Annotated in this window: 18 protein-coding genes; 6 read left to right on the top strand and 12 right to left on the bottom strand. The window is 31.7% G+C overall.

Translation table 11 applies throughout. The features are described from left to right. The first annotated feature begins 102 nt into the window (after window positions 1-102). The 3 genes from rluC to acpS are packed head-to-tail and all read left to right on the top strand — an operon-like array spanning window position 103 to window position 2,098. On the top strand, window positions 103-972 hold the full coding sequence (rluC, locus tag NOVO_04100) for a Ribosomal large subunit pseudouridine synthase C (GenBank protein ID AIL65203.1): 870 nt from the start codon (window positions 103-105) through the stop codon (window positions 970-972). Continuing rightward, a complete protein-coding gene (pdxJ, locus tag NOVO_04095; GenBank protein ID AIL65202.1) occupies window positions 969-1,700 on the top strand; it encodes a Pyridoxine 5'-phosphate synthase in 732 nt (243 codons plus the stop codon). The genes rluC and pdxJ overlap by 4 nt, the downstream gene beginning before the upstream one ends. After that, window positions 1,697-2,098 (top strand): Holo-[acyl-carrier-protein] synthase, encoded by a 402-nt coding sequence (acpS, locus tag NOVO_04090; protein ID AIL65201.1) that lies wholly within the window; start codon window positions 1,697-1,699, stop codon window positions 2,096-2,098. The genes pdxJ and acpS overlap by 4 nt, the downstream gene beginning before the upstream one ends. A gap of 301 nt (window positions 2,099-2,399) precedes the next feature. Here acpS and gyrB read toward each other — a convergent pair whose 3' ends face one another. The 3 genes from gyrB to NOVO_04075 form a co-directional block, all read right to left on the bottom strand. After that, window positions 2,400-4,811, bottom strand: coding sequence for a DNA gyrase subunit B (gyrB, locus tag NOVO_04085; protein ID AIL65200.1), 2,412 nt, complete (start codon window positions 4,809-4,811; stop codon window positions 2,400-2,402). Window positions 4,812-4,886: 75 nt separating this feature from the next. Further along, the gene (gene recF, locus NOVO_04080) at window positions 4,887-6,008 is read right to left on the bottom strand and encodes a DNA replication and repair protein recF (GenBank protein AIL65199.1); all 1,122 of its coding nucleotides are present in this window, start codon (window positions 6,006-6,008) and stop codon (window positions 4,887-4,889) included. Window positions 6,009-6,175: 167 nt separating this feature from the next. Next, entirely contained in the window at window positions 6,176-6,889 is a 714-nt protein-coding gene (locus NOVO_04075) for a hypothetical protein (GenBank protein ID AIL65198.1), read from the bottom strand. A gap of 151 nt (window positions 6,890-7,040) precedes the next feature. Here NOVO_04075 and NOVO_04070 point away from each other — a divergent pair, with 151 nt between their 5' ends. After that, window positions 7,041-8,882 carry an ABC transporter ATP-binding protein gene (locus NOVO_04070; protein ID AIL65197.1) on the top strand — a complete coding sequence of 614 codons (1,842 nt, stop codon included), beginning with the start codon at window positions 7,041-7,043 and terminating at the stop codon, window positions 8,880-8,882. 96 nt (window positions 8,883-8,978) lie between these two features. Further along, entirely contained in the window at window positions 8,979-9,134 is a 156-nt protein-coding gene (locus NOVO_04065) for a hypothetical protein (GenBank protein AIL65196.1), read from the top strand. A gap of 324 nt (window positions 9,135-9,458) precedes the next feature. Here NOVO_04065 and NOVO_04060 read toward each other — a convergent pair whose 3' ends face one another. The 6 genes from NOVO_04060 to NOVO_04035 all read right to left on the bottom strand — a co-directional run bounded on the left by NOVO_04060 (window position 9,459) and on the right by NOVO_04035 (window position 18,282). Further along, window positions 9,459-12,512, bottom strand: a complete 3,054-nt coding sequence (locus NOVO_04060; protein AIL65195.1) for an NHL repeat-containing outer membrane protein — start codon at window positions 12,510-12,512, stop codon at window positions 9,459-9,461. A 187-nt stretch (window positions 12,513-12,699) separates the two neighbouring features. After that, window positions 12,700-14,691, bottom strand: coding sequence for a UvrB (gene uvrB, locus NOVO_04055; GenBank protein AIL65194.1), 1,992 nt, complete (start codon window positions 14,689-14,691; stop codon window positions 12,700-12,702). 175 nt (window positions 14,692-14,866) lie between these two features. Beyond that, window positions 14,867-15,613 carry a ComFC type amidophosphoribosyltransferase gene (locus NOVO_04050; GenBank protein AIL65193.1) on the bottom strand — a complete coding sequence of 249 codons (747 nt, stop codon included), beginning with the start codon at window positions 15,611-15,613 and terminating at the stop codon, window positions 14,867-14,869. A 2-nt stretch (window positions 15,614-15,615) separates the two neighbouring features. Beyond that, window positions 15,616-16,380, bottom strand: a complete 765-nt coding sequence (gene flgH, locus NOVO_04045; protein AIL65192.1) for a Basal body L-ring protein — start codon at window positions 16,378-16,380, stop codon at window positions 15,616-15,618. A 194-nt stretch (window positions 16,381-16,574) separates the two neighbouring features. Next, window positions 16,575-17,321: a flagellar basal body P-ring biosynthesis protein FlgA gene (locus NOVO_04040; protein AIL65191.1), complete on the bottom strand. Its 747-nt coding sequence runs from the start codon at window positions 17,319-17,321 to the stop codon at window positions 16,575-16,577. Beyond that, on the bottom strand, window positions 17,275-18,282 hold the full coding sequence (locus NOVO_04035; GenBank protein ID AIL65190.1) for a biotin biosynthesis protein BioC: 1,008 nt from the start codon (window positions 18,280-18,282) through the stop codon (window positions 17,275-17,277). The genes NOVO_04040 and NOVO_04035 overlap by 47 nt, the downstream gene beginning before the upstream one ends. A 117-nt stretch (window positions 18,283-18,399) precedes the next feature. Between NOVO_04035 and NOVO_04030 the strand changes: the two genes are divergently transcribed. Next, window positions 18,400-19,602, top strand: a complete 1,203-nt coding sequence (locus NOVO_04030) for an Aspartate aminotransferase (GenBank protein ID AIL65189.1) — start codon at window positions 18,400-18,402, stop codon at window positions 19,600-19,602. A 158-nt stretch (window positions 19,603-19,760) separates the two neighbouring features. On the opposite strand, the gene NOVO_04025 is transcribed toward NOVO_04030, so the two are convergent. Genes NOVO_04025 through NOVO_04015 form a run of 3 tightly spaced genes read right to left on the bottom strand, consistent with a single transcriptional unit; the run spans window position 19,761 to window position 23,357 of the window. Further along, window positions 19,761-20,258 (bottom strand): hypothetical protein, encoded by a 498-nt coding sequence (locus tag NOVO_04025; GenBank protein AIL65188.1) that lies wholly within the window; start codon window positions 20,256-20,258, stop codon window positions 19,761-19,763. A 22-nt stretch (window positions 20,259-20,280) separates the two neighbouring features. Next, window positions 20,281-22,785 carry a Leucine--tRNA ligase gene (gene leuS, locus NOVO_04020; protein ID AIL65187.1) on the bottom strand — a complete coding sequence of 835 codons (2,505 nt, stop codon included), beginning with the start codon at window positions 22,783-22,785 and terminating at the stop codon, window positions 20,281-20,283. A 35-nt stretch (window positions 22,786-22,820) separates the two neighbouring features. Then, window positions 22,821-23,357 (bottom strand): hypothetical protein, encoded by a 537-nt coding sequence (locus NOVO_04015; GenBank protein ID AIL65186.1) that lies wholly within the window; start codon window positions 23,355-23,357, stop codon window positions 22,821-22,823. Window positions 23,358-23,400 lie beyond the last annotated feature (43 nt).

Here is a 23,400-nt window from a genome sequence, read left to right as displayed (position 1 = left end):
CTATTGATCATAAAATATCAAAAAACTAGCAATAAAAAATATTATATGATATTAATGTCAAATATTCTTATCCAATATCATCATAAATGAGGCAACGTTATAGTGCATTTTCATCAAGTGCTAATTACTGAACAAGAAGCAGGATCACGCTTAGATCGTGTTATTAGAAGACAAGGTATAACTCAAGCTATTATAGAAAAAAGCTTGCGCAAAGGATTGATTAAAGTAAATAATATGCTAGCTCTTGCAAATGATCGTTTAAAAGAAGGCGATATTATTAATATTGATCATACTATAAAAATTCAAGCCCCTACGAGTATAAATCATCCTCAAATTGACTCCAAGTTACTTCAGCAAGTGAAAGATAGTATTTTATACAAAGATACTAATATTATAGTGCTTAATAAAGCTAATAATTTAGCTGTACAAGGAGGCAGTAAAATTAAATATAGTATAGATCATATGCTAGACCATTTATGTTTTGAATTATCAATGCGTCCTAAATTAGTACATAGACTAGATAAAGAAACTACAGGTATTTTACTGGTTGCACGCCATGCGAAAGCTGCGGCAATACTCGCTGAACATTTTAAAAATAAAAATATAGAAAAACAATATATAGCTGTTATCATAGGCAAGCCTAAAAATCGCGTTGGTAAAATCGTATCCACTATTGATAATAGTGAAGCTTTAACTCATTATAAAGTTTTAGGTTCAGTAAATAATGAATTTTCTATTGTAAGCCTATTACCTGTTACTGGCAAAAAACATCAATTAAGAATACATTGTCAGTTACTTGGATATCCTATTTTAGGGGATAAGAAATATGGAGTAAGAAGTAAAAAACCTCTACACTTACATGCATATAAAATACTATTAAATAATTTTATGAATAACAAATCTCTTGAATTCATAGCCCCTCTTCCACTGTATATACAGAATATGTGTGAATTAGCTGGTATAAAAATATGACCCAAATGAAATTAGGTATTAATATAGATCATGTAGCAACATTGCGTAATGCACGTGGTGGTATACATCCTGACCCAATACAAGCTGCGCAACTAGCTATGGCTCTAGGCGCTGATTTTATTACTGCTCATTTACGTGAAGATCGCAGGCATATAAAAGATCCAGATATAGCATTACTTAAAGAATTAAATATACCTCTGAATCTTGAAATTGCCCTAGCTGAGGAAATGCTGAATATTGCTATATATACCCAACCTATGTATGTTTGTATTGTACCAGAAAAGAGAGAAGAGCTTACCACAGAGGGAGGACTAAATGTTGTCAAATATTATAATCAATTAGAAAACTTTATAAAACAGCTCAAAGCTCAAGAAATTACTGTATCTCTTTTTATAGAGGCAGAACAGGAGCAAGTGAAGGCAGCAAGGGATCTATGTGCTGATATGGTTGAATTACATACCGGTTCATATTGTAATAGTAAACATCATGAACAGTTATTTCACTTTGAAAAAATAGAGAAAATGGCTCATTATGCCGTAAGCTTAGGTTTAAAATGTGCTGCTGGACATGGTTTAAATTATGAAACAACTTCGCAAATTGCTAGTATTTTACCTATCTCTGAACTAAATATTGGCCATTTCATAATAGGTGAATCAATTTTTAGTGGCCTAAATGCAGTAATACAGAAAATGAAAACTATTATAGCTACTGCACGAAATAATATATGATTGTAGGTATAGGCACTGATATCGTAAATATTGAAAGGATAGAGAATTTAATAACTAAATTTGGTTATAAATTCTTAAACAGAGTCTTTACTCATAATGAAATAATTGAAAGCCAAAAATTTTCCTCTCCAAAACGCTCTTCATATTATTTAGCAAAAAGATTTGCAGCAAAAGAAGCGTACGCAAAAGCTACAGGCCTTGGAATACGTAATAAAATAACTTTTAATCAAATTGAAATTTTGAATGATAGTTATGGACGCCCCTTTATTATTTTGCATAACAATACTAAAGAACAATTAACTAATGCTATGCCTTCAAATCATGTACCAAGAATTCACTTATCCTTGAGTGACGAATATCCATTAGCGATTGCATATGTGATAATTGAAGCTATATAATACTATAGTAAATTGATTTGAATCCGGGACGCGTTTATAGCTGTGGCAATTAAATATTACTTTGTTGTTCGTTGCCTACAATAGTATTTCTACGCTTTCTGCCTCACGCCTCGTATTTTTAAATTGCCTTTGCTATAGCTCAAAGCTCTACTAGTAATTGTAGGATTCGCTTATCCCTACTAGTACCAAATACAACTTAATTTCCTATAATGCAAGAGACAACATACTTAACAAGGTGGGCGATTGTAATCGCCCCAACTCTACTTTTAAAGACTTAGTAAATCACTTTTTTGCTATAAAATTAAATATCTAAGTTTAATACTTTTAGAGCATTATTTTGTATAAATTCACGTCTTGGTTCAACTAAATCGCCCATTAAAGTTGAACATAAGGCTTCTGCATCTTCCTCATGCTGAATTTTTACTTGCAATAATGTACGTGTTGTAGGATTTAAAGTAGTTTCCCATAATTGTTCTGGATTCATTTCACCCAAACCTTTAAATCTTTGCAAAGAAATACCCTTCTGGCCCCATTCAATCATAGTGTCTAAGAGTTGTAATGGTGAAGAAATATTAGCTTCATTATCTTTATATGATAAAGTTAATTGACTTTCTAATAATTTGCGCATTTCCTCCGCTAATTCATTTAATTCTATGATCAATGAAGTTTGTATAAAATGTTTTTCAATAGTATTTTGCTCAACAAATTCATTAAAAAACTGTTTGATTAAAATTTTATCTTCAAAAATCTCTATATCCCATTTGCTATCATTATTTATTTCCTGCATTTTTTTAATAAAATATTGTATTGATTGTTCCATTAAGGCCTTATCTTGCCAAGTCTTAATAGAAAATATTCTCGACAGAGCAAGATACTGTAATACTTCTCTATGTAATTTTATATTCATAGATTTGATAATATCACTAAACCTTTTAACTTTTTCGACAAATGAACTAAGTTGTATAGAGCCTATGTTAGTATCTGCACTAGAAATAGTAGCAGAGTCAATAATATGATTAAATAAATGATTACGTAAAGCTTTTTCATCTTTTAGATAAATTTCGCTATTTCCTCTCTTGATTTTGTATAAAGGAGGCTGAGCAATGTACAAATATCCTTTTTCTATAAGAGTACGCATTTGTCTGAAAAAGAAAGTAAGTAATAGAGTGCGTATATGAGAACCATCAACATCAGCGTCTGTCATAATAATAACTTTATGATAACGTAAATTATCTATATTAAATTCCTCGCCAATACTAGTACCAAGCGCTGAAATCAGCGTACCAATTTGTTCAGAACCGAGCATTTTATCAAAGCGAGCACGTTCAACATTTAGTATTTTACCACGTAAAGGCAAAACTGCTTGATACAACCTATTTCTACCTTGCTTAGCAGAACCACCAGCACCATCTCCCTCAACAATAAACAATTCGCTTAAAGCTGGTTGTTTTTCCTGACAGTCACCCAGTTTTCCAGGTAAATTAGATATTTCTAACACTCCTTTGCGTCTTGTTAATTCACGAGCACGTCTTGCAGCTTCTCTAGCGCGTGCTGCTTCAACTATTTTTGTAATAACAATTTTTGCTTCGGCGGGATGTTCTTCAAACCATCTTTCTAATTTTTCATTCACTATTGATTCAACTACGGGTCTTACCTCGGAACTTACAAGCTTATCTTTAGTTTGGGAAGAAAATTTTGGATCTGGTACTTTTACCGATAATACGCATGTTACGCCTTCTCGTATATCATCACCAGAGAATTCTATTTTTTCTTTTTTTAGAACATTATGGGTTGAAACATAGTGATTCACTGCACGTGTTAAAGCAGCTTTAAACCCTATAACATGTGTTCCTCCATCGCGTTGTCGAATGTTGTTAGTAAAACTCATCAAATTTTCATTATAGCTATCATTCCATTCCATAGCTATCTCGACAACCATATTATTTTGTTCTCCGTTAATCACGATAGTTGGGTGTAAAGCATTTTTAGATCGATCTAAATATTTTGCATAAGCCTCTACTCCTCCTTCATAAAATAACTCTACTTCTAAGGTTTCTGCGCCGCGCAGATCTCTTAAGATAATATGTACTCCTGAATTTAAAAAAGCTAATTCTCTAAGCCTATGTTCTAATACAGAAAAATCAAAATTAATATTGTCAAAAATTTCTTTTGATGGAAAGAACGAAACCTGTGTGCCTTTACGGTCAATATTATCCTGTTTTTGGGCAAGAGGAGCTTCTGATACGCCTTCCCTAAATTTCATATAATATTCTTTATTATTACGCCAAATAGTGAGTTCTAGCCATTCAGATAATGCATTCACTACTGAAACACCCACCCCATGCAATCCTCCAGAAACTTTATAAGAGTTTTGGTCAAATTTACCACCTGCATGAAGTTGAGTCATAATTACTTCAGCGGCTGAGATACCCTCTTCTGAATGTATATCTGTTGGAATACCCCGTCCATTATCAGATACCGTGACGGAGCCATCTGCGTTTAAAATTACTTCAACTAAATCACAGTGACCTGCCAAAGCTTCATCTATAGCATTATCTACAACTTCATATACCATATGATGTAAACCTGAGCCATCTCCAGTATCCCCTATATACATACCTGGACGTTTCTTAACAGCTTCAAGTCCACGTAATACTTTTATAGAATCTGCACCATATTCTATATTTTGTTGTTCTAAAACCGACTCGTTCATAATCACCTTTACTTACTAATAATACTTTACAATAATAATTTTCAGTGTAACACTAAAATAAATTTCCTGCATCAACTATAATTCTATAAATTGAGCATTATTTTTTAAACTCTCAAATATATTGGCTTTAGTACTTGTCATCCATACTTGGGTTTTTAAATCTAGTAGCTCAACAAATAATGCTTCTTTCCTTATGTCATCAAGATGAGCTACGATTTCATCAAGTAATAATATAGGTACTGATGCAAAAAGCTCTATTTTTGCTTTAACTAAAGCTAAAATTATTGAAATCAATAATGCTTTTTGTTCACCAGTTGAGCAAGAACTAGCCTCTATATTTTTTTCTTCATGATATACTAACAGATCACTTCGATGAATGCCAGTAGTTGTACGACCAGATAGTACATCTAAACTCCGCGCACTACTAAGCTCTGCTCTAAAATTTTCTTCCAGCGCTGTAGCAGATATTTTTACTATAGCTGTTTCTAATGTACCACTAATATCTAATAATGCTTTTGGAAAACAACTATTTAGCCTCTTCATATAACTCTTTAAATATTCAAGAACTTGTACGCGTGCAGAAGCAATAGCAACACCTGTTTCTGCCATTGTGTGTTCTAGAGCGTTAAGCCAATAATTATCATATCTATTTTCTTTAAGTAATTTTGCACGTTCACGCATAGCATTTTCATAATTAGTTAAATATTCTGCATGATCAGGAAAAAAATTAAAAACTAATCTATCAAAAAATTTACGTCTTGTAGAACTCCCTGATAAAAATAAATAATCCATTTGTGGTATTAACCATATTATATTTAATAGTTTAGTTAATTCCGATTGTTGTTTCAAAGGTTTATCATTGACCTTTATAACTCTTTTATTACTATTCTCTAGGTCACTATATGCACGATGAGTAATGATCTCTGTAATACCAAAACTACTTGCGGCTATTGATTCAATGGACCAATTCTTTATTTTTTGTTCATCATTCGTGAGATATTGATCTAACTCAGTTAATTTAGCATTACGCATACCTCTACCAGGAGCAAGTAATGATACTGCTTCTAGAATATTTGTTTTGCCTGCTCCATTTTTACCAGTAATCACAATGGGCTTTTCTGTTAGATTCCAATTAAGATCATTGTGATTACGAAAATTCTTCAGCACTAGCTTATTAATTGCTAAGATATTATTCATTATATACGAAATTCTCACACACTATAGTAGTTTCAAATAAAGATACATATTTGTTATTCGTCGCTCTCCTAGCTATAGTAGGCGTAGGCTCCTCATTCCGAGTGTCATCTCCTTTGAAACTACATATAATAAGTAGTACTAAATTTCTAAATATTATGCAAAAGATTTTATTTACAACAACAACTGGCCTTGACTGGCTCTGCTTTTTCAAATTTTAATTTTTGAACAAAACTTTTTACATTTTCTGATAGATGGCTGTTAGCTTCATTCATAGCATGTTTAAACCCTTCTTGATGCCAATTATATATAAATTTTTCATTAAAGCACATAACATGACTAGCAAGAGAGGTAGTGGCAATAAAACCTAGCATTTTTGCATGTACTTTATATTCATCTGGAGCTAAACTTTCAAACGTGTTCATAGCACTACTGATAGTAGCACAGCATATACCTCCATGGATGCCTCCTACCAATGCACCTAATACAGGTGATGTACTAGCTAATTTTACTTGCCAACTACATTCGGAGTTACCTTGTATGGTAGCACCCACTATTATACCTGACATATGCTTACTAATAATGTTAGGTAAAAAAGATTCTCCGAGAGATGGTAATAATGATTTTAATCCTCTAATTTCTAAACCAAAAAAAGCATAGTTTACATACCATTTTAAAGAATCTTTACTGATTAAATTGAAGATGTTAGCTTTATTAAGGATAAAGGCTGAAGTACTTACTACTACATCATGCATATTTTTAAGAAAGTTATTTGGGCTACTCTTTGCCATTATATTTTTGACGTTATTTGTTATATGTGATAAAGTGCTTTGAACATCTTTGCTGATAGAAGAAAAAATGCTAGTAGTATTGTTTTGATGCATGATTTGTCTCCAAATATTAATACATATTAACTAAGATTCTCGTTACATGGTACTATAAGATAATTAGACAAATAATCAATAGACAAACAGCCAAAATTATTAAATTATGCTATAAAATTTTTTGAGATGAGTAATTTAATTTATTGAGTATATGAAAAATAAATCTCTTCCCTTATTATCCTTGCAAGACATTCAGTTAGCCTTTGGTGGTAAACCACTATTTACTTCTGTATCGCTACAAATATTTGCTGGTGATAAAATTGCCTTAGTTGGTAGAAATGGTTCAGGTAAAAGCACTTTAATGAATGTTATTGCTAGTAAAATTGAATATGATAAGGGGGTCGTATATAAAAAACCAGGAATAATTATAGGTTATTTATCTCAAAGCTTATCTCCTTCTCAAGACATTACTGTGCGCGAATATGTGATTCAAGGTATAATTACAAATTCGTTGCAAAGTAAAGAAGAATTATATTATAAGGCAGATATTATACTAGAAGCTCTTGATCTTAATGGAAATGATTTATTATCGGAATTATCAGGAGGGAAAATACGTAGAACTGCTTTAGCGCAGGCACTAGTTTCAGAACCAGATATACTCTTACTTGATGAACCAACCAATCACTTAGATATAGCATCTATTAATTGGCTTGAAAATTTTCTGAAGCGTTATAAGGGAGGAGTTTTATGTATTAGTCATGATCGTGAATTTTTAAAGTCTATTTCCACAAAAGTATTATGGTTAAATCAAGGTAATGTTAGAACGTGTAATCAGGGTTTTGCTTCATTTGATGAATGGTCTACTGAAATAATAGAACAGGAAATAAAAGAGCTAGAGAAATTAGGTAAAAAAGTAGATGAAGAAAATCTTTGGCTTGCACATGGAGTAACGGCAAGACGTAAGCGTAATCAGGGACGCTTAAGGAAATTGTTTGAGCTTAGATCAAAACTTAGAATTGATAGAAACAATTATACCAAGGCAAGTAGCTCAATAAAGCTTCCTCCTTTACCGAGTAGTATGGCCTCTAAAATGGTACTTGAGATGGATAATGTAAGCTATGCTTTTAATGATATTTCATCTACAAAACCGATATTAAAAAATTTCTCCATGCGTATTATTAAAGGAGAGCGTATAGGTATCATTGGTAAAAATGGCACTGGTAAAACTACTTTTTTAAAACTCATCACTGGTGCTCTATCAGCACAGCAGGGAAGTATCAAATTAGGTCCTACTGTTAACTTATCTTATTTTGATCAAAAACGAGAGTCGCTAGATCCAGAACAAACTTTATGGCAAACATTATGTCCAGAAGGAGGAGACACTGTATTTTTGTATAACTCTTCCAGACATGTGGTAGCATACTTAAAAGATTTTCTTTTTGACCCAAAACAAGCTAAATTTCCTGTAGGTAGTTTATCAGGCGGGGAAGCAAATAGATTGCTGCTTGCCAAAATATTAATCAATCCTGGGAATTTATTAATTTTAGATGAACCTACCAATGATTTAGATATAGATACGCTTGATATGTTACAAGATATGCTAAGTAATTATGAAGGAACATTAATTATTGTTAGTCATGATCGAGACTTTTTAGATCGTATAGTAACCCGTACTATGGTGTTTGAAGAGAAAGGTGTTATCAATGATTATATAGGAGGGTATAGCGATTACCGTCTAGAAGCAAAAAATTCTCATCTGATCAGCAAAAATAGTGATACTAAGTTATCAAAAGATAAAATTAGCCATAATAATACTCCTAAAGAGAATAAACTTTCTTATAAATATAAGCGAGAATTAGAGCTTTTACCTTCAAAAATAGAAGCATTGTCTTTAGAAATAAAAGCATTAGAAGAAAAAATGGCGACGGTAGATCTATATAATATTAACCATAATGTATTTTTAGAAACTACCGAAAAACTGGTAGCCAAAAAGCAAGAATTAGAAGAATCGGAAATAAGGTGGATAGAGCTTGATGATATGGCAAAAGACTAAGCTACCTATAGCTAAAATTGGACATTCAGTAATACATTGATGTAACAGATTGTATAGGAATATCAAAGATTTCCTAATCGATAATTCAGGTAATTTATGGCTGATATAATGACTTCTTACATAACTAAGTTTGTCGCGGAGTTTTTTCTTAACTCTTCCATTAGCTTATCAACAAATCTTTGTTTACCTGCAGAAGACATTTCAATTTTCTTAGATTCTATAATTTATTTTTGTAAATTAGCCTTAGTATAATATACCTCTTTCCCATCCAGGTCAGATAACACTGATTTTTTTATCCAGATATTTAATGATTTGGCTATAACATGCTAGAAAGTCATAAATTTTACTATAGTAAATTGATTTGAATCTGGGACGCGGTTATAACTGTGGCAATTTAAATATTACTTTGTTGTTCGTTGTCTACAATAGTATTTCTACGCTTTGCGCCTCGTATTATTTTAAATTGCCTTTGCTATAGCTCAAAGCTCTCTTACTATTTGTAGGCTTTGCTCTATCTGCCATAGTCGCAAATACAACTTAATTTACTATAAAACTAATACTTGATTATAAAGCTTTTCAAAAATAGAGTGCAATTTTAAAGATAGCTTCATGAGCATGATACTTTTTGCTAAATTTTCCACTATATCCTGCGCCAAATATTAAACCATTACTTTTATGCCATTCAACCAATAACGACGGTGATATCTCATTTCTTACATTCACGTCATTATTACTTATATAATCTCCTAATATGCCCACAAAATTTGCTCTTATTCTATCATATTTCTTGATAGGCTTCTTGTTTATGTAGCTAAGCTTACCAGTAATATATAGCTCTTCGAGTGCTTCGGTTATCTCGTTAGTGAGTTTATATTTTTTACTTATTTTGGCTCCTATTTCATTTGACCATTCTTGATATTTGCCTCCTTTAACACGCATATTTAATGCTCCGGCCCCCTTCTCAGTGTAGCCTTTTGCAAACAGCATACCATATTCGCTTGCTACATATGGGGTTATAACTGTATTATTACAGAATCTATAATTATAGCCTAGTTCTATCCTAGGATTTAAGCTATATGACGCATAATTGCTCTCTGCGATATAATCTTCTTCCTTATTTAATTCTATATACCTTTTTAAATTATTTCTATTATAGCCTATATATATTGAACCTTTGACATAATAATCGTCTACCTTATTTTCCCATTCTTTTTTACCATATAACGTACCAAATAATCCTTTAATTTTGTTATCATTTTTTATTGAGTTTTTATAATCTATTTTTGATTCATAATAACCTAATGATCCTCCCAGGATTATATCTTTTGTATATTTGGTATCATATCCTACTACTATCCCCCCAGTCTTTGCGTCATAACCATATCGGTTATTATCAGTGTCTTGATCTACCAAATAGCCAAAAGGTGTAAACCATATTTGATGTTTAGAAGAATCTAGCGTATTACTACATAATAATTCTCCTATGCCCATGGTTAAACCTGTTTTGGTTCTATTGGTTAGCTTTATTCCTGTATGGTTATTATAGCTAAAACTTACTGGTTCGGTTATGTTTTCATCTTCTATATAGTGTGCTGTATCTAACCTAGAATGTACTATACTATTTACCCAACTACCCACATCATGGCTTACATAATTAGCTACTAAATTACGATGAGGAGATATACTATCTAACGTTTTATCTAAAGCTTCTCTACTATTCATATTATGGAGATCGCCTATGACTATATCTAAATCATAATCGGCTTCATCTACTATACTATCTATATAACTTGCAAGCTTATAATTGGTTGAAGTATTAAAATCTGAATTTTCATTACTTACCTCTATTAAATCTACTAAATCGGTTTTTTTTAATAATAGAGATACTTTATTTTCGCCATATAATAAGCTACCTGTATATGGACCAACTATGTCTAAGATATGTTCTCCAAATTCTCCTTCAATGCCTCCCTCTGCTTCTAACAAAGTATATTTTGCCTCATCTTCATAGTGGCCATCCAGCGCAGTGATGAGCAGCTTACTACCTTCTATAGTTGTCTTACCCGATATTGATAAGAAACTGTTATCAACTCCTGCTACAGGATTAGATACTACTGATATAGTACTACTTAAACTACCCCCAATACCTTGGTGATAATCTCCACTTACTTTTAATACCCCAAGCGGTAGTCCTGGCGATATTTTGCCTAAATTATCTATATTACCAGTAATTTCGCCTATACCTTTTAATTCCCCTCCTGCCTGGATTTGTACGCTACCTAGTAGCTTAGCATTATTTAATGTGAAACTTCCTTCTCTAATATCTGTATTACCTTTGTGATTAAACTCACTTCCTACTATAAGATTACCAGTTCCTGTCTTTAGTAGTATGTTAGAGCGTTCTGAACTCACTTTGCCTAAAGTTACAACACTTGCTTGTCCAACTGATATTTCGTTACTTGGAGCGCTTAAAGTAAGTGGTATACTCAAATCCATAATTTGATTAAATGCAAGTTTTCCTCCAGCAAGCTCTATTTCTGATGCATGCATACTACTGCCAATTTCTGACGTTAAGCTTCCCCCTGATTCTATCGTTAATTTACCATCAGATTCTGTAGGGTGATTTGCTATAGTTACGTCTCCTGCTAATTTCTTTACATTTAAATGATATCCTTCTTTCAACTTTAAATCTTGATTCAACGATAAATTTCCTATAGTTACCTCTCCTGGCTCTATCCAGGCTTTTGGATCAAATAATAACACTACACGGTTATTGCTATGATCTGCTACATAAAATAAACCTGTTTTACTAATAGCAATGCCAAAAGGGTTTCTAAATCCCATTTTTTTAATTCCTCTACTACCTAGTTGTTCTAAATAGTTACCTTCAGGATTAAAAATTTGTATTCGGTTATTACCATAATCCACTACATATAAATTATTGTTCCCATCTAAGGCAATGCCGTGTACATATTGAAATTCACCTTCTTGGTCTCCTTCATGTCCTATAGATTTTAAAAAATTACCTTGTGAATCAAATACTTGAACCCTATTGTTACCATAATCTCCAACATATATTTCTTTTGAATCTTTATGAGCTATATCCCAAGGTTGATAAAATTGACCATTCTTATTTCCAGCAGAACCAAATTGTTCTATATGTGTATGGTTTTTATCAAGGATTTTAATAAGGTTATTAGCATAATCAGCTATATATATACCATGTTTAGTAAACATTATACTAGATGGACGATACAACCTTCCTTCCGAATCATTGCTGCCAAATGGCTCTATATAATAATTGGTAGTATTAACTGTTTGGATACGGTTATTTAGAGTATCAACTACATAAAGCATGTTAGTAGCCGGATCTATAGCAATTTTCCTAGGTTTATTGAATTGATTATCGCTGCTACCTATAGTTCTGATCTGGTGTTTGGGGCTATAATTTTTATCAAAAATATTAATATAATCATTCGTAACGTAAATATCTTGATTATTATCTATGGCTATAAATGTAGGTTCTTTAACCTGGAATGCTCCTGTCCATGTAGGAACAGTAGCATGGAGGTTTGTTAAAGGTAGTATATAAATAACTAAATATAATAATAAATACCTTATGAGTTTCATAATTAATAATATTGATAATCTATTATTTAATAGATCAACTATTACTAATTAAGATTAATTAAGTTGTTAGCTTTTATGTATTAATCGATTACTGGCGATTAAATATATTAATTTTAATATAGTTGCTGATACAATTTTACATCATATACTTATATACTTAATATTTTAACTATTTTATAGTGTATTGTTAGTCATTATCTCCTTCGGTGAGTAAGGCCTGGGCTTGTAATTTATTTAGCTCATCTCGGTAGCTAGCCGCTTTTTCAAATTCTAATTCGCTTGCAGCCTTAAACATTTTTTTTCGTATTTCTTCTATGCGTTTTTTTAAGTTCTTGCCTTGTAAGATAACTTCATTATCAAAATCAATAATTTTACTATCGTGTTCATAAACACTACTTAAAATTTCAGTAATATTTTTCTTGATTGTGACAGGGGTTATATTATGTTGTTTATTATACTCAAGTTGTAATTGTCTACGTCTTTCGGTTTCAGATAAAGCTCTTTGCAAAGAGCCTGTCATTTTATCTGCATATAAAATTACTCTGCCTTCTATATTACGCGCAGCTCTACCAATAGTTTGAATAAGACTCGTTTCTGAACGTAAAAAGCCCTCTTTATCTGCATCTAAAATTGCCACTAATGCGCATTCTGGTATATCTAAACCTTCTCGTAATAAATTCACACCAACTAATATATCTATATCACCTTTACGTAATTTCTTAATAATCTCTATACGTTCTAAAGTATGCACTTCTGAATGTAAGTATGAGACTTTAATATTAAGTTCTTGTAAATATTCTGTTAATTGCTCAGCCATTTTTTTAGTTAAAGTTGTCACTAATATACGTTGATTGTTCTTTACTATGTGTTGCGCTTCATTAAGCAAATCTTCAACCTGATTATGTGCAGGACGTACTTCACATAACGGGTCTATTAAACCAGTAGGCCTCACAATTTGTTCTACTACATTGTTGTTTACTAATTCCATTTCATATTTACCTGGAGTGGCTGAGACGAAAATAGTTTGGGGACGCATTTTATCCCATTCTTCAAATTTAAGAGGTCTATTATCTAAAGCAGAAGGTAACCTAAAGCCATACTCTACAAGATTACTTTTTCTTGCTCTATCCCCATTATACATAGCCATTATTTGTGGCACTGTTACATGGCTTTCGTCTATAAATAATAACGCATCTTCAGGTAAATAAGAAAATAAAGTTGGAGGAGGGGCACCAGGCTTTTGTCCAGATAAATGTCTACTATAATTTTCAATTCCTTTACAACTACCTGTTTCAATTAACATTTCTATGTCGAATTGTGTACGTTTTTCTAATCTATGTGCTTCAATATTTTTAGTTAATTGCTCTAACTCTACTAGCCTTTCTTTAAGTTCTTGCTTAATTGTTCCTATTGCACGTTCTACCGTGGCACGTGGTGTAATAAAATGGCTATTTGCATAAATTACTACTTGATTTAATTTAGTAATTTGTTCTCCTGTAATAGCATCAAACTCTGTAATGCGTTCTAGCTCTTCACCAAAAAATGATAATCTCCAAGCACGTGTTGAATAATGGACAGGTAAAATATCGATACTATCTCCTCTGACTCTAAAACTTCCTCTCTCAAACTCTAAGTCATTTCTTTTATATTGTAGTTCTACTAGCCTCTTTAATAACGTATCTCTACTGATTATTTCCCCTTTTTTAAGTAATAAGACCATTTTGGAATAAAATTCTGGAGAACCTAAACCATAAATGCAAGAAACTGATGCGACCACAATAACATCTCTCCTCTCTAGTAAAGAGCGTGTTGCAGAATGGCGTAATAAATCTATCTGATCATTAATAGAAGCATCTTTTTCAATATATGTATCAGTTCTTGGTATATATGCTTCAGGCTGATAATAATCATAATATGAGACAAAATATTCAACTGCATTTTCGGGAAAAAAACTTTTCATCTCACTATATAATTGGGCTGCTAAAGTTTTGTTATGAGCCATAATTAAAGCTGGACGATTGGTTTTTGCTATAACGTGAGCCATAGTAAATGTTTTACCTGAACCAGTTACCCCAAGTAAAACCTGATTTTTATTACCACTATTTATAGATGCAGAAAGCTTTTTCAGCGCTTCCGGTTGAGCTCCAGCCAATTTATAATCAGATATTATTTTAAACATATATTAATAGAATTTTTAGATTTATTTAAAATATATAGTATTTAATTTAAATTATGTGTGCATTGTTCCTGGATCATGTACTACTTGCTCTATCTGATCCTATCTCTAATTTAAATTAATTCATTATAGTACATTACACAACTATATTGTTTAGTTCAAAATTTTAATTATATAATTAATAATTAAGAATGGTTTTTGCAAGAGCAAGAACATACACTTCCGATGCTCCAGCTGCTAATAAGAGTTTAGTACATTCATTAATAGTAGCGCTTGTTGTAATAACGTCATCAATCAACATAATTTTTTTACCAACAATTTGAGCTTTATATTTTTCCGGTACCAATAAAACATTTTTTATATTATGTATGCGCTCCTTATACTTTAATCCTGTTTGAGAACGTTTGTAATAACGTCTCTTTAAAATATAAGGAACAGTAGGTACTTTGCATAATAGACTTAGTTCTTGAGCAAGTAATAGAGATTGATTATACAATCTGGTCAATAATTTAAGTTTATGCAAGGGAACTGGTACTAATATATCTATAGATGGTAATATATCCTTAGCAGCTCGAAATAACCATTTTGCTAAATAAGGAGACAAATAAGTTTGGTCACTATATTTAAATTTGTAAATTATGTTTTTACTGTGTTCACTATATTTGAATACTATATAGGATTTTTTATACAAAGGTTTCTGGGTTAGACAGTGGCCACATAGCATAGCTTTTCCTGTGTCGTATTCAAAAGGGTGGCTACATATAGCACAACTAGGATTACAATGAAAATCTATTTTTATCCAGCATTCAGAACACAATCCCCCTATATCATGTGTTATATTATTGCATATAATGCATACCGGAGGAAATAGTATTTTTGCTATATTCTGAAATAGCTCAACTATAGGATAAGATAAGAGCTGCATTTCTAGAATGGAGAGATAATATCTAAAACTTGAGAACCTAAGCGTGGTTGCTGTAAATTAGAAATATTACCTTTACCACCATATGAGATTCTAGCCTCAGCAATTAAATCTGAACTAATAATGTTATCAGTTGTTAAATCTTCAGGCCTAATAATGCCTTCTACTATAATTTCTCTTAATTCATAATTTACTCTAACTTCTTGGTGACCACGTATTACTAAATTACCATTGGGTAATATCTGGGTTACTATAGCAGCAATTTGTGTTTGAACTGCTTCAGTACGTGCAACAGTACCTGAGCCAGACATATTATTACTAGTACTTAAATCTACAAGATTGGCTGGGTTGATGTTAGCAGAAATAGCTTTCTGTACAGTTTTTTCCAAGCCAAAAAGACTATTTACACCATCTTTTTCTTTATTGCTTCTGACCTGTTCCGTTTTATTAGCCAAATTAGCTGTATCATTAATATTGATATTAACTTTTAAGATATCTCCTATCTTCCTTGCACGTTGATCTCTGAAAAAAAACCTACTTCCAGGAGTCCATAAAGAATTAGGATTGCTTTTTTCTACTATAACTTGCTCATGGGGTTCAGTAGGCCATTTTACTGGTGAATAATCTTGCCGGTCTGTGGGCATTTCTAATTTTCTAATCTCAGGAGGTTTACCTATATTCTTGAATCTTTCAGTATAATATTCACATCCTACTAAAGAAAACAATGCTATGATATAGTATAAACTGTAACTTCTTAATATATGATTCATATATGTCCCTTTTTTGTATACATGGAACCTTGTTCCTTGTATTATAGTAAATTGATATGAACTTGCGGACGCGGTTAACTCAAAGGTCTCCTACTATTTGTAGGTTTCGCTTATCGTTCCTAGTCCCAAATGCAACTTAATTTACTATACTCTCAACTAAATAAGCTATTGCTATATTTTACAAGTAAAGTCAATTATTTTACACGTACTTTATCTCTATCTTCAACAATAGCATTTAATATTGCGTTACTACGTTGATTTTTTACTTTAATTAATTCTCCTCTTGCTCCTGCCTCGAGCGCAATAACTTCTAGCTTTAGCATTAAATTGCCGCGTTCATATATAGCTGTCACTATATCATTTTTATTAATTATTTTAGGGGCTACTAGTTGATTTTCAGTTAAAACTTGATAGGCCGCAATACTATTTTTAGGAGTTTTATTCAGTAAAAAGGTACTATCTAATATAGTATTAGATTTAAGTTTAGAAATACTAATGCGCATATTATCTATATTATTAATACGAATTATTTCTCCAGAACGCATAGGTGATTTTAAGACAGGTGCTAAAACATATTCCTCATATTGCCCAGCAATAGGTATTTCTGTTTTTCCTAAAGAAGGAGATATAACTTCTATATATCCTGTAAAGCGCCGATTTTTTTTATTAATATTAGTTATACGAGTAGTAGAAAAATCAATTTCTTGCCAATTTATATAGACTTTTTTGGAAATCTCATAAGATATTTGGACATCTTCATTTAGATTATCAAATAATACTTTTTCATTTCTTAAGCAAGTCTTAATATCCTCTTTTAATTGCTTATCTATATCAGACAACGCTAAAACATTAGCTAGTAGGATAATTTGTATAATACATACTAGGATAAATTTCTTAAAACACTTTACCCACAAATTGCCATACCAAAGTATTTTTCTCATCTACTGCTACTTCATTTATTATAACTTTATTAAATCCTGCTTTGTTTGCTACATTTTCTAAATATCGCTTACTATAAGAAAAATTTTCCATTCGTTCATTTAATACTATATCATCTCCAATAGACTTTTCTACAGAAAACGCTAAAACCCCTCCAGGGTAGAGCATTTTTTTACAATGTGTTATAATTTCTTCCAAATCATTAGCATAATGTAATGAACACGCCGACATAATTATATGAAATTTCTTATCATGTTTTAGAATATAGTTATTAAAATCTGTTTTTAATAAATTATCATAAGCAGGTTTACCTGCTGCTTTAGCATATTTGGTTTGTACTAGCATCTGCGTGGAAATATCTATACCGGTTAAGAAATCTATAGAAGACCTTTCTTTAAAATATACACCACATAATCCTGTACCACAGCCCATATCCAGCACTTCTAATTTTTCAAAATGTTTAATTTCCCCAAGAGTTTGTATGGATTCAAAAAGTAAAATATGCCCTTTATAACCTTTTTTTTCTACAAAATCTTTATGATAGTTTTCTGCTAGATCATCAAAAAATTCTTCAACGATTGAAATAGGTATAAAAGAAATAGGGGATCGCTTTTTATCTATCGTAGCTAACATATATTGCGCTTCTACAAAATCAGCTTTGATTTTCAAACAATTTACAAAGTATTGAGCCGCTTTTTTGGTGTGCCCCATCACTAAATAGCAATAGCCTAATTTATAACAAGCCATTAAGTGATTTTTATTCAATAATAACACTATTTTAAAACGTAACTTAGCATCATAAATATTGCCCTTACGTAAATGAAATAGACCCAACTTATAATTAGTTTCAGGTAGGTTTTTAAGCTTTTCTATAATAACCTGTATGGATCCCATATAATCTAAATAAAATTTATATATATAATTCCACATACTTTTTATTTTATTTGTTTTATGGTCTAACACAATTTTGCTCTAAAATTAGTTGATTTACATGTCATTGATTATATAGTAAATATTATTATATAATGAGGGTATACACTATTATTTTAACAAAATTAGCATAATTATTATAGGACAAAAATGGCATTAATAGCAAAAAGGCTACAAAAAATAAAACCATCTCCTACCCTTGTGGTTACAAGTAAAGCTGCTGCTCTTAGAGCGCAAAATATAGATATTATTGGCTTAGGAGCAGGAGAGCCGGACTTTGATACACCTGAAAACATCAAAGAAGTTGCTATTACTGCCATTAAACAAGGGGCTACAAAATATACAGATGTGTCTGGGACTGCTGTACTTAAAAAAGCAATCTCTAATAAGTTTTTGACTGAAAATAATATAGAATATAAACCAGAACAAATTATTGTGGGATGTGGTGCTAAACATGTAATTTATAATGCCTTTATGGCATCGCTAGATACTGGTGATGAAGTTATTATACCATCTCCTTTTTGGACCTCTTATCCAGATATGGTATTAATGGCAGAAGGAGTACCTGTAGTAGTACCTTGTACTCAGCAAAATAATTTTAAACTTACTGCTAGTGCGCTTGAAAAGGCCATAACTGGTAATACTAAATGGTTAATATTGAATTCTCCTAATAATCCTACCGGAAGTGTATACAATAAGGAAGAACTAAGAGCATTAGCAGATGTATTACTTAAGTATGCCCATGTTAATATTATTAGTGATGATATATACGAGCATATTATTTTTGATAATCATAAATTTTATACGTTAGCACAGATTGAACCTAAGCTTTATTCGCGTATTCTCACTGTTAATGGTGTATCAAAATCCTATTCAATGACGGGCTGGCGTATAGGATATGCTGGAGGGCCTATAGATTTAATTAAGGCGATGACCATAATGCAATCTCAAAGTACGACTAATCCTTGTTCCATTAGTCAAGCAGCAGCACATGAAGCTTTGACTGGGACTCAAAGTTTTATGCCAGAAAATCAAACATTGTTTTCTAAGCGCCGTGATTTGGTACTCTCTATGCTAAGTGAGATAGAATTATTAAACTGTAATATACCAGAAGGTGCTTTTTACATATTTCCCAATTGCACTGCAATGTTTGGCAAGGTTACTCCTGAAGGTAAGATAATTAAAAACAGTGATGATGTAGCAGATTATTTGTTAGAAAAAGCACTAGTTGCAGTAGTTTCAGGTACAGCTTTTGGTATGGATGGATTTTTCCGTATCTCGTACGCTACTTCTGATAATTTACTGAAAAAAGCATGTGAGCGTATTGCAAATGCGTGTAAACTATTAAAGTAATAGTAAAAGACTCAATTATACAAGATAAAGTTTGAATATTTGAATCTGATAATATTTGAACTTGCGTATGTCATTGCGTTTCGTTATAAGTAAGCAAATTTTAACTTAATTTATTTTGTGAATAGTTCCATATATCACATGCTATTAAGTTAAAGATTTTAGTGCGAGTTAAGTTTAGTATTAGTTAGAAAAGCTGTGAGTTTGTTTTTCATGTTGTCACTAATTTGCTTAAAAGTGTTTTCTATGGAAGTTTGGTTTGAGGTGAAAGTTGCAAATTCAGAAGATGAGGCATAATAACTGTCAGAAGAAGTAATAGTGCCTTCTGAAATTTCTTTATTATTTTGATTATCAATTAATTTATATTCTACCTTTATTATAGAAGTATAGTTTAGAATTTGACTATTAGGGATAATAACCGCTGGGGTAAGTATTGGAATTAATTTTATATGCAATTTATATTGTATAGGCATAGATTTTTTTAGTGGATTGAAAGCTTCCTTAAGCTTGAGGTGTAATTTATTACCTAGTTCACCTTCAATTGGCTCTATCGATATAGATGCAAGCTCATCTGCTGTAGAGAAATTAAAATTCTGACTATATATAGGCTGAAAACCACAGGCAGAGATAAATAAGAACAATATAAAATATCTATACATTTATACCTTGATAAAATTATTTTTATAGAACGATATTTACAATACGATTAGGTATAATTATAACCTTTTTTATTACCTTATCATTTAATTGGTTTTGTATATTTGGTAGCATCAATACCTGCTTTTCTAAGTTAGCGGGATCTAAGTTTGCTTCAACCTCTATTGTGTTTTTCAGTTTACCATTAATTTGAACAGCTATAACAACTGTTTTGTCCTTAATAAGTTCTGGATCATATATAGGCCATTCTTCTAATACTAACATATTATTATGACCAAGCTTACTCCATAATTCTTCACTTGTATGCGGTATAAAGGGTTGTAATAATTTTACAGCTGTTATTATACCTTCTTCAAGTATAGACCTTATATAAGGATTTGAAGGAGATAATTCTTCCAAACTATTTGTTAACTCTCTAATTCGAGCAATTGCCTTATTAAAATGATTTTTATCAATATCTTCTGTAACGTTATAAATAGTTTTATGTATTAAAGTAGTAATTTTAGAATATAGTACATTATCTTTACCTGTGTCTTCAGTAGTTTCAGGATTTATATATTGATCTACTAATTTAAAGAGTCTTAATATATAGCGCCATGCTCCTTCTACGCCACTATATGACCATTCTATATCACGTTCTGGTGGATTATCCGATAACATAAATAGCCGTGCAGTATCAGCTCCATATTCATTGATTATACTCGTTGGGTTAACAAGATTTTTTTTCGATTTACTCATTTTCTCTACGCGGCCTTTAATAATGGGCTCATTAGTAGATTTTTGTATTAATTGCCCCTGATTATCATACATTACTTCATCAGGATATAGCCATGTTCCTTGTTTGGTAGTGTAGGTTTCATGACAAACCATTCCTTGAGTTAACAATTTATTAAAAGGCTCTTTTATATTTAGATAACCACATTTTTTGAGCGCTAGAGTAAAAAACCTTGAATATAATAAATGTAATACAGCATGCTCTATTCCACCTATATACTGATCAACTGGTAAAAAATGATTGCACGCTTCTTTATTTAACATTTCACTAGCATAAGGGTCACAAAATCTTGCGAAATACCAAGAAGAGTCAAAAAAAGTATCTAGAGTATCAGTATCGCGCTCTGCTTTCGCTTCGCATTTCGGACAAGTTACATATTTCCATGTAGGATGATGTTCAAGAGGATTGCCTCTTTGATCAAAACTTATTTCTTCTGGTAATAGTACCGGCAATTGATTGTCGGGGACAGGAACAACACCACAATGGTTGCAGTGAATAATGGGTATAGGGCACCCCCAATAACGCTGTCTTGAAATACCCCAATCTCTTAACCTATAATTTATTGCTTCTTCACCTTGCTTTAATTGTACTAATTTTTGAACTATTACTAGTTTGGCTTCATGAACCATTAAGTCATTTAAGAAGTCTGAATTTGTTATTTTATTATCTTCAACTACAGTTATAATAGGCAATTTATATAATTTAGCAAATTCCATATCACGTTCATCATGAGCAGGACAACCAAATATAGCGCCGCTACCATAGTTGGATAATACAAAATTAGCGATATATATAGGGAGAGGGGAATCTGATAAAAAAGGATGCTCTACAAATAGACCGGTATTTATTCCCTTTTTTTCACGAGTTTCTATGGTGGCTTCAGATACGTCAGATTTATTACATTCTTCAATAAATTGTGCCAATTCAACATTATTTTTACTTAATTCTATCGCTAAATGATGATCAGGAGCAATGGCAACAAATGAAGCTCCAAAAATTGTTTCAGGACGGGTAGTAAATACTTCTAATTGTTTTTTTTCCCCTAGAATGTTAAAAAAGATTTTTGCACCTGAAGATTTTCCTATCCAGTTTTCTTGCATTAATTTAACATTAGCAGGCCAATCAGGCAAAGTATCTAACCCTTGAATTAACTCATCTGCAAAATCTGTAATTCTTAAAAACCATTGAGTTAAATTTCTTTTTTCTACGACAGCTCCAGAACGCCATCCCTTACCATCTATTACCTGCTCATTGGCCAAAACGGTTTGATCTATAGGATCCCAATTTACTACTGATTCTTTTCTATATACCAAATTATGCTGCATAAACAGTAAAAATATTTTTTGTTCATGTCTATAATATTTTGGATCACATGTAGCCATTTCTCGTGACCAATCATAAGAACAACCTACAGATTTTAGCTCTGTTTTCATAGTAGCTATATTACTATAAGTCCATGTACTAGGCGGAATATTATTATCTATAGCAGCATTTTCAGCTGGTAAACCAAAAGCATCCCAGCCCATAGGATGTAATACATTAAACCCTTGCGCTCGTTTAAATCTTGCTATTACATCTCCAATAGCATAATTGCGCAGATGTCCCATATGTATACGCCCAGAAGGATAAGGCCACATTTCAAGTACATAATATTTTGGTAAAGAGAAATCCTGCTTAGTGGCAAATACATTAGAATCATCCCAATTATTCTGCCACTTAGCTTCCAATTTTAGCTGTTCTTCTAAATTATGCATATTAATTTACATTAATTTTAAGTTTTATAAGCACTTTATTTTGTTTCTTGAGCAATACGTAATTGTCTAGCTTTAGTAAGAATTTTATCTTCTAATTCTCTTGCAACACTATCGCTTACCTCTATATCACGCCATACAAAAATTTTATTATTAAGACGCTGTTTAAATACCTTGACTTTTAATGCCTCTGCCCTTAGTTCTGGGCCTAAAATTAATACATTTACTTTAATTCTTTCACCAGGAACTCTAGGATGTTCATACCAATCTGTGACGAGTACACCCCCTGCAGAGTCACTACTTTGAATAGGCATAAAATCTAATACACTTAATGATGCATACCATAAATAATTATTTACTCTTGAATTGTTAGATGCATTTTTACTAGAGCTGCTGCCTGCTCCAAATAAAACTATGCCTCCTTCTGGGTCTTCATTTACTAATGAACCTACCCGTTCTTCACGCATAGTTTCTGCATCTTTAGGATATACACTTTCAACTTTAGCGTTTTTACATCCTAATAATAAACTTATTAATATAATACTTACTAAATAAAAATTAGATATTTTTTTCATTTAAACAATAACCTTATTTAAGATATTTCAAAATATTTGCTAT

This window comes from Rickettsiales bacterium Ac37b, assembly GCA_000746585.2.
GTDB lineage: Bacteria > Pseudomonadota > Alphaproteobacteria > Rickettsiales > Arcanibacteraceae > Ac37b.
This window is presented reverse-complemented; position numbering and strand designations above follow the sequence as displayed.

Coding starts and splice junctions, on each gene's coding strand:
- pdxJ (AIL65202.1), top strand. CDS start 969: ATGACCCAAATGAAATTAGGTATTAATATAGATCATGTAGCAACATTG.
- acpS (AIL65201.1), top strand. CDS start 1,697: ATGATTGTAGGTATAGGCACTGATATCGTAAATATTGAAAGGATAGAG.
- gyrB (AIL65200.1), bottom strand. CDS start 4,811: ATGAACGAGTCGGTTTTAGAACAACAAAATATAGAATATGGTGCAGAT.
- recF (AIL65199.1), bottom strand. CDS start 6,008: ATGAATAATATCTTAGCAATTAATAAGCTAGTGCTGAAGAATTTTCGT.
- NOVO_04075 (AIL65198.1), bottom strand. CDS start 6,889: ATGCATCAAAACAATACTACTAGCATTTTTTCTTCTATCAGCAAAGAT.
- NOVO_04070 (AIL65197.1), top strand. CDS start 7,041: ATGAAAAATAAATCTCTTCCCTTATTATCCTTGCAAGACATTCAGTTA.
- NOVO_04065 (AIL65196.1), top strand. CDS start 8,979: ATGGCTGATATAATGACTTCTTACATAACTAAGTTTGTCGCGGAGTTT.
- NOVO_04060 (AIL65195.1), bottom strand. CDS start 12,512: ATGAAACTCATAAGGTATTTATTATTATATTTAGTTATTTATATACTA.
- uvrB (AIL65194.1), bottom strand. CDS start 14,691: ATGTTTAAAATAATATCTGATTATAAATTGGCTGGAGCTCAACCGGAA.
- NOVO_04050 (AIL65193.1), bottom strand. CDS start 15,613: ATGCAGCTCTTATCTTATCCTATAGTTGAGCTATTTCAGAATATAGCA.
- flgH (AIL65192.1), bottom strand. CDS start 16,380: ATGAATCATATATTAAGAAGTTACAGTTTATACTATATCATAGCATTG.
- NOVO_04040 (AIL65191.1), bottom strand. CDS start 17,321: ATGAGAAAAATACTTTGGTATGGCAATTTGTGGGTAAAGTGTTTTAAG.
- NOVO_04030 (AIL65189.1), top strand. CDS start 18,400: ATGGCATTAATAGCAAAAAGGCTACAAAAAATAAAACCATCTCCTACC.
- NOVO_04025 (AIL65188.1), bottom strand. CDS start 20,258: ATGTATAGATATTTTATATTGTTCTTATTTATCTCTGCCTGTGGTTTT.
- leuS (AIL65187.1), bottom strand. CDS start 22,785: ATGCATAATTTAGAAGAACAGCTAAAATTGGAAGCTAAGTGGCAGAAT.
- NOVO_04015 (AIL65186.1), bottom strand. CDS start 23,357: ATGAAAAAAATATCTAATTTTTATTTAGTAAGTATTATATTAATAAGT.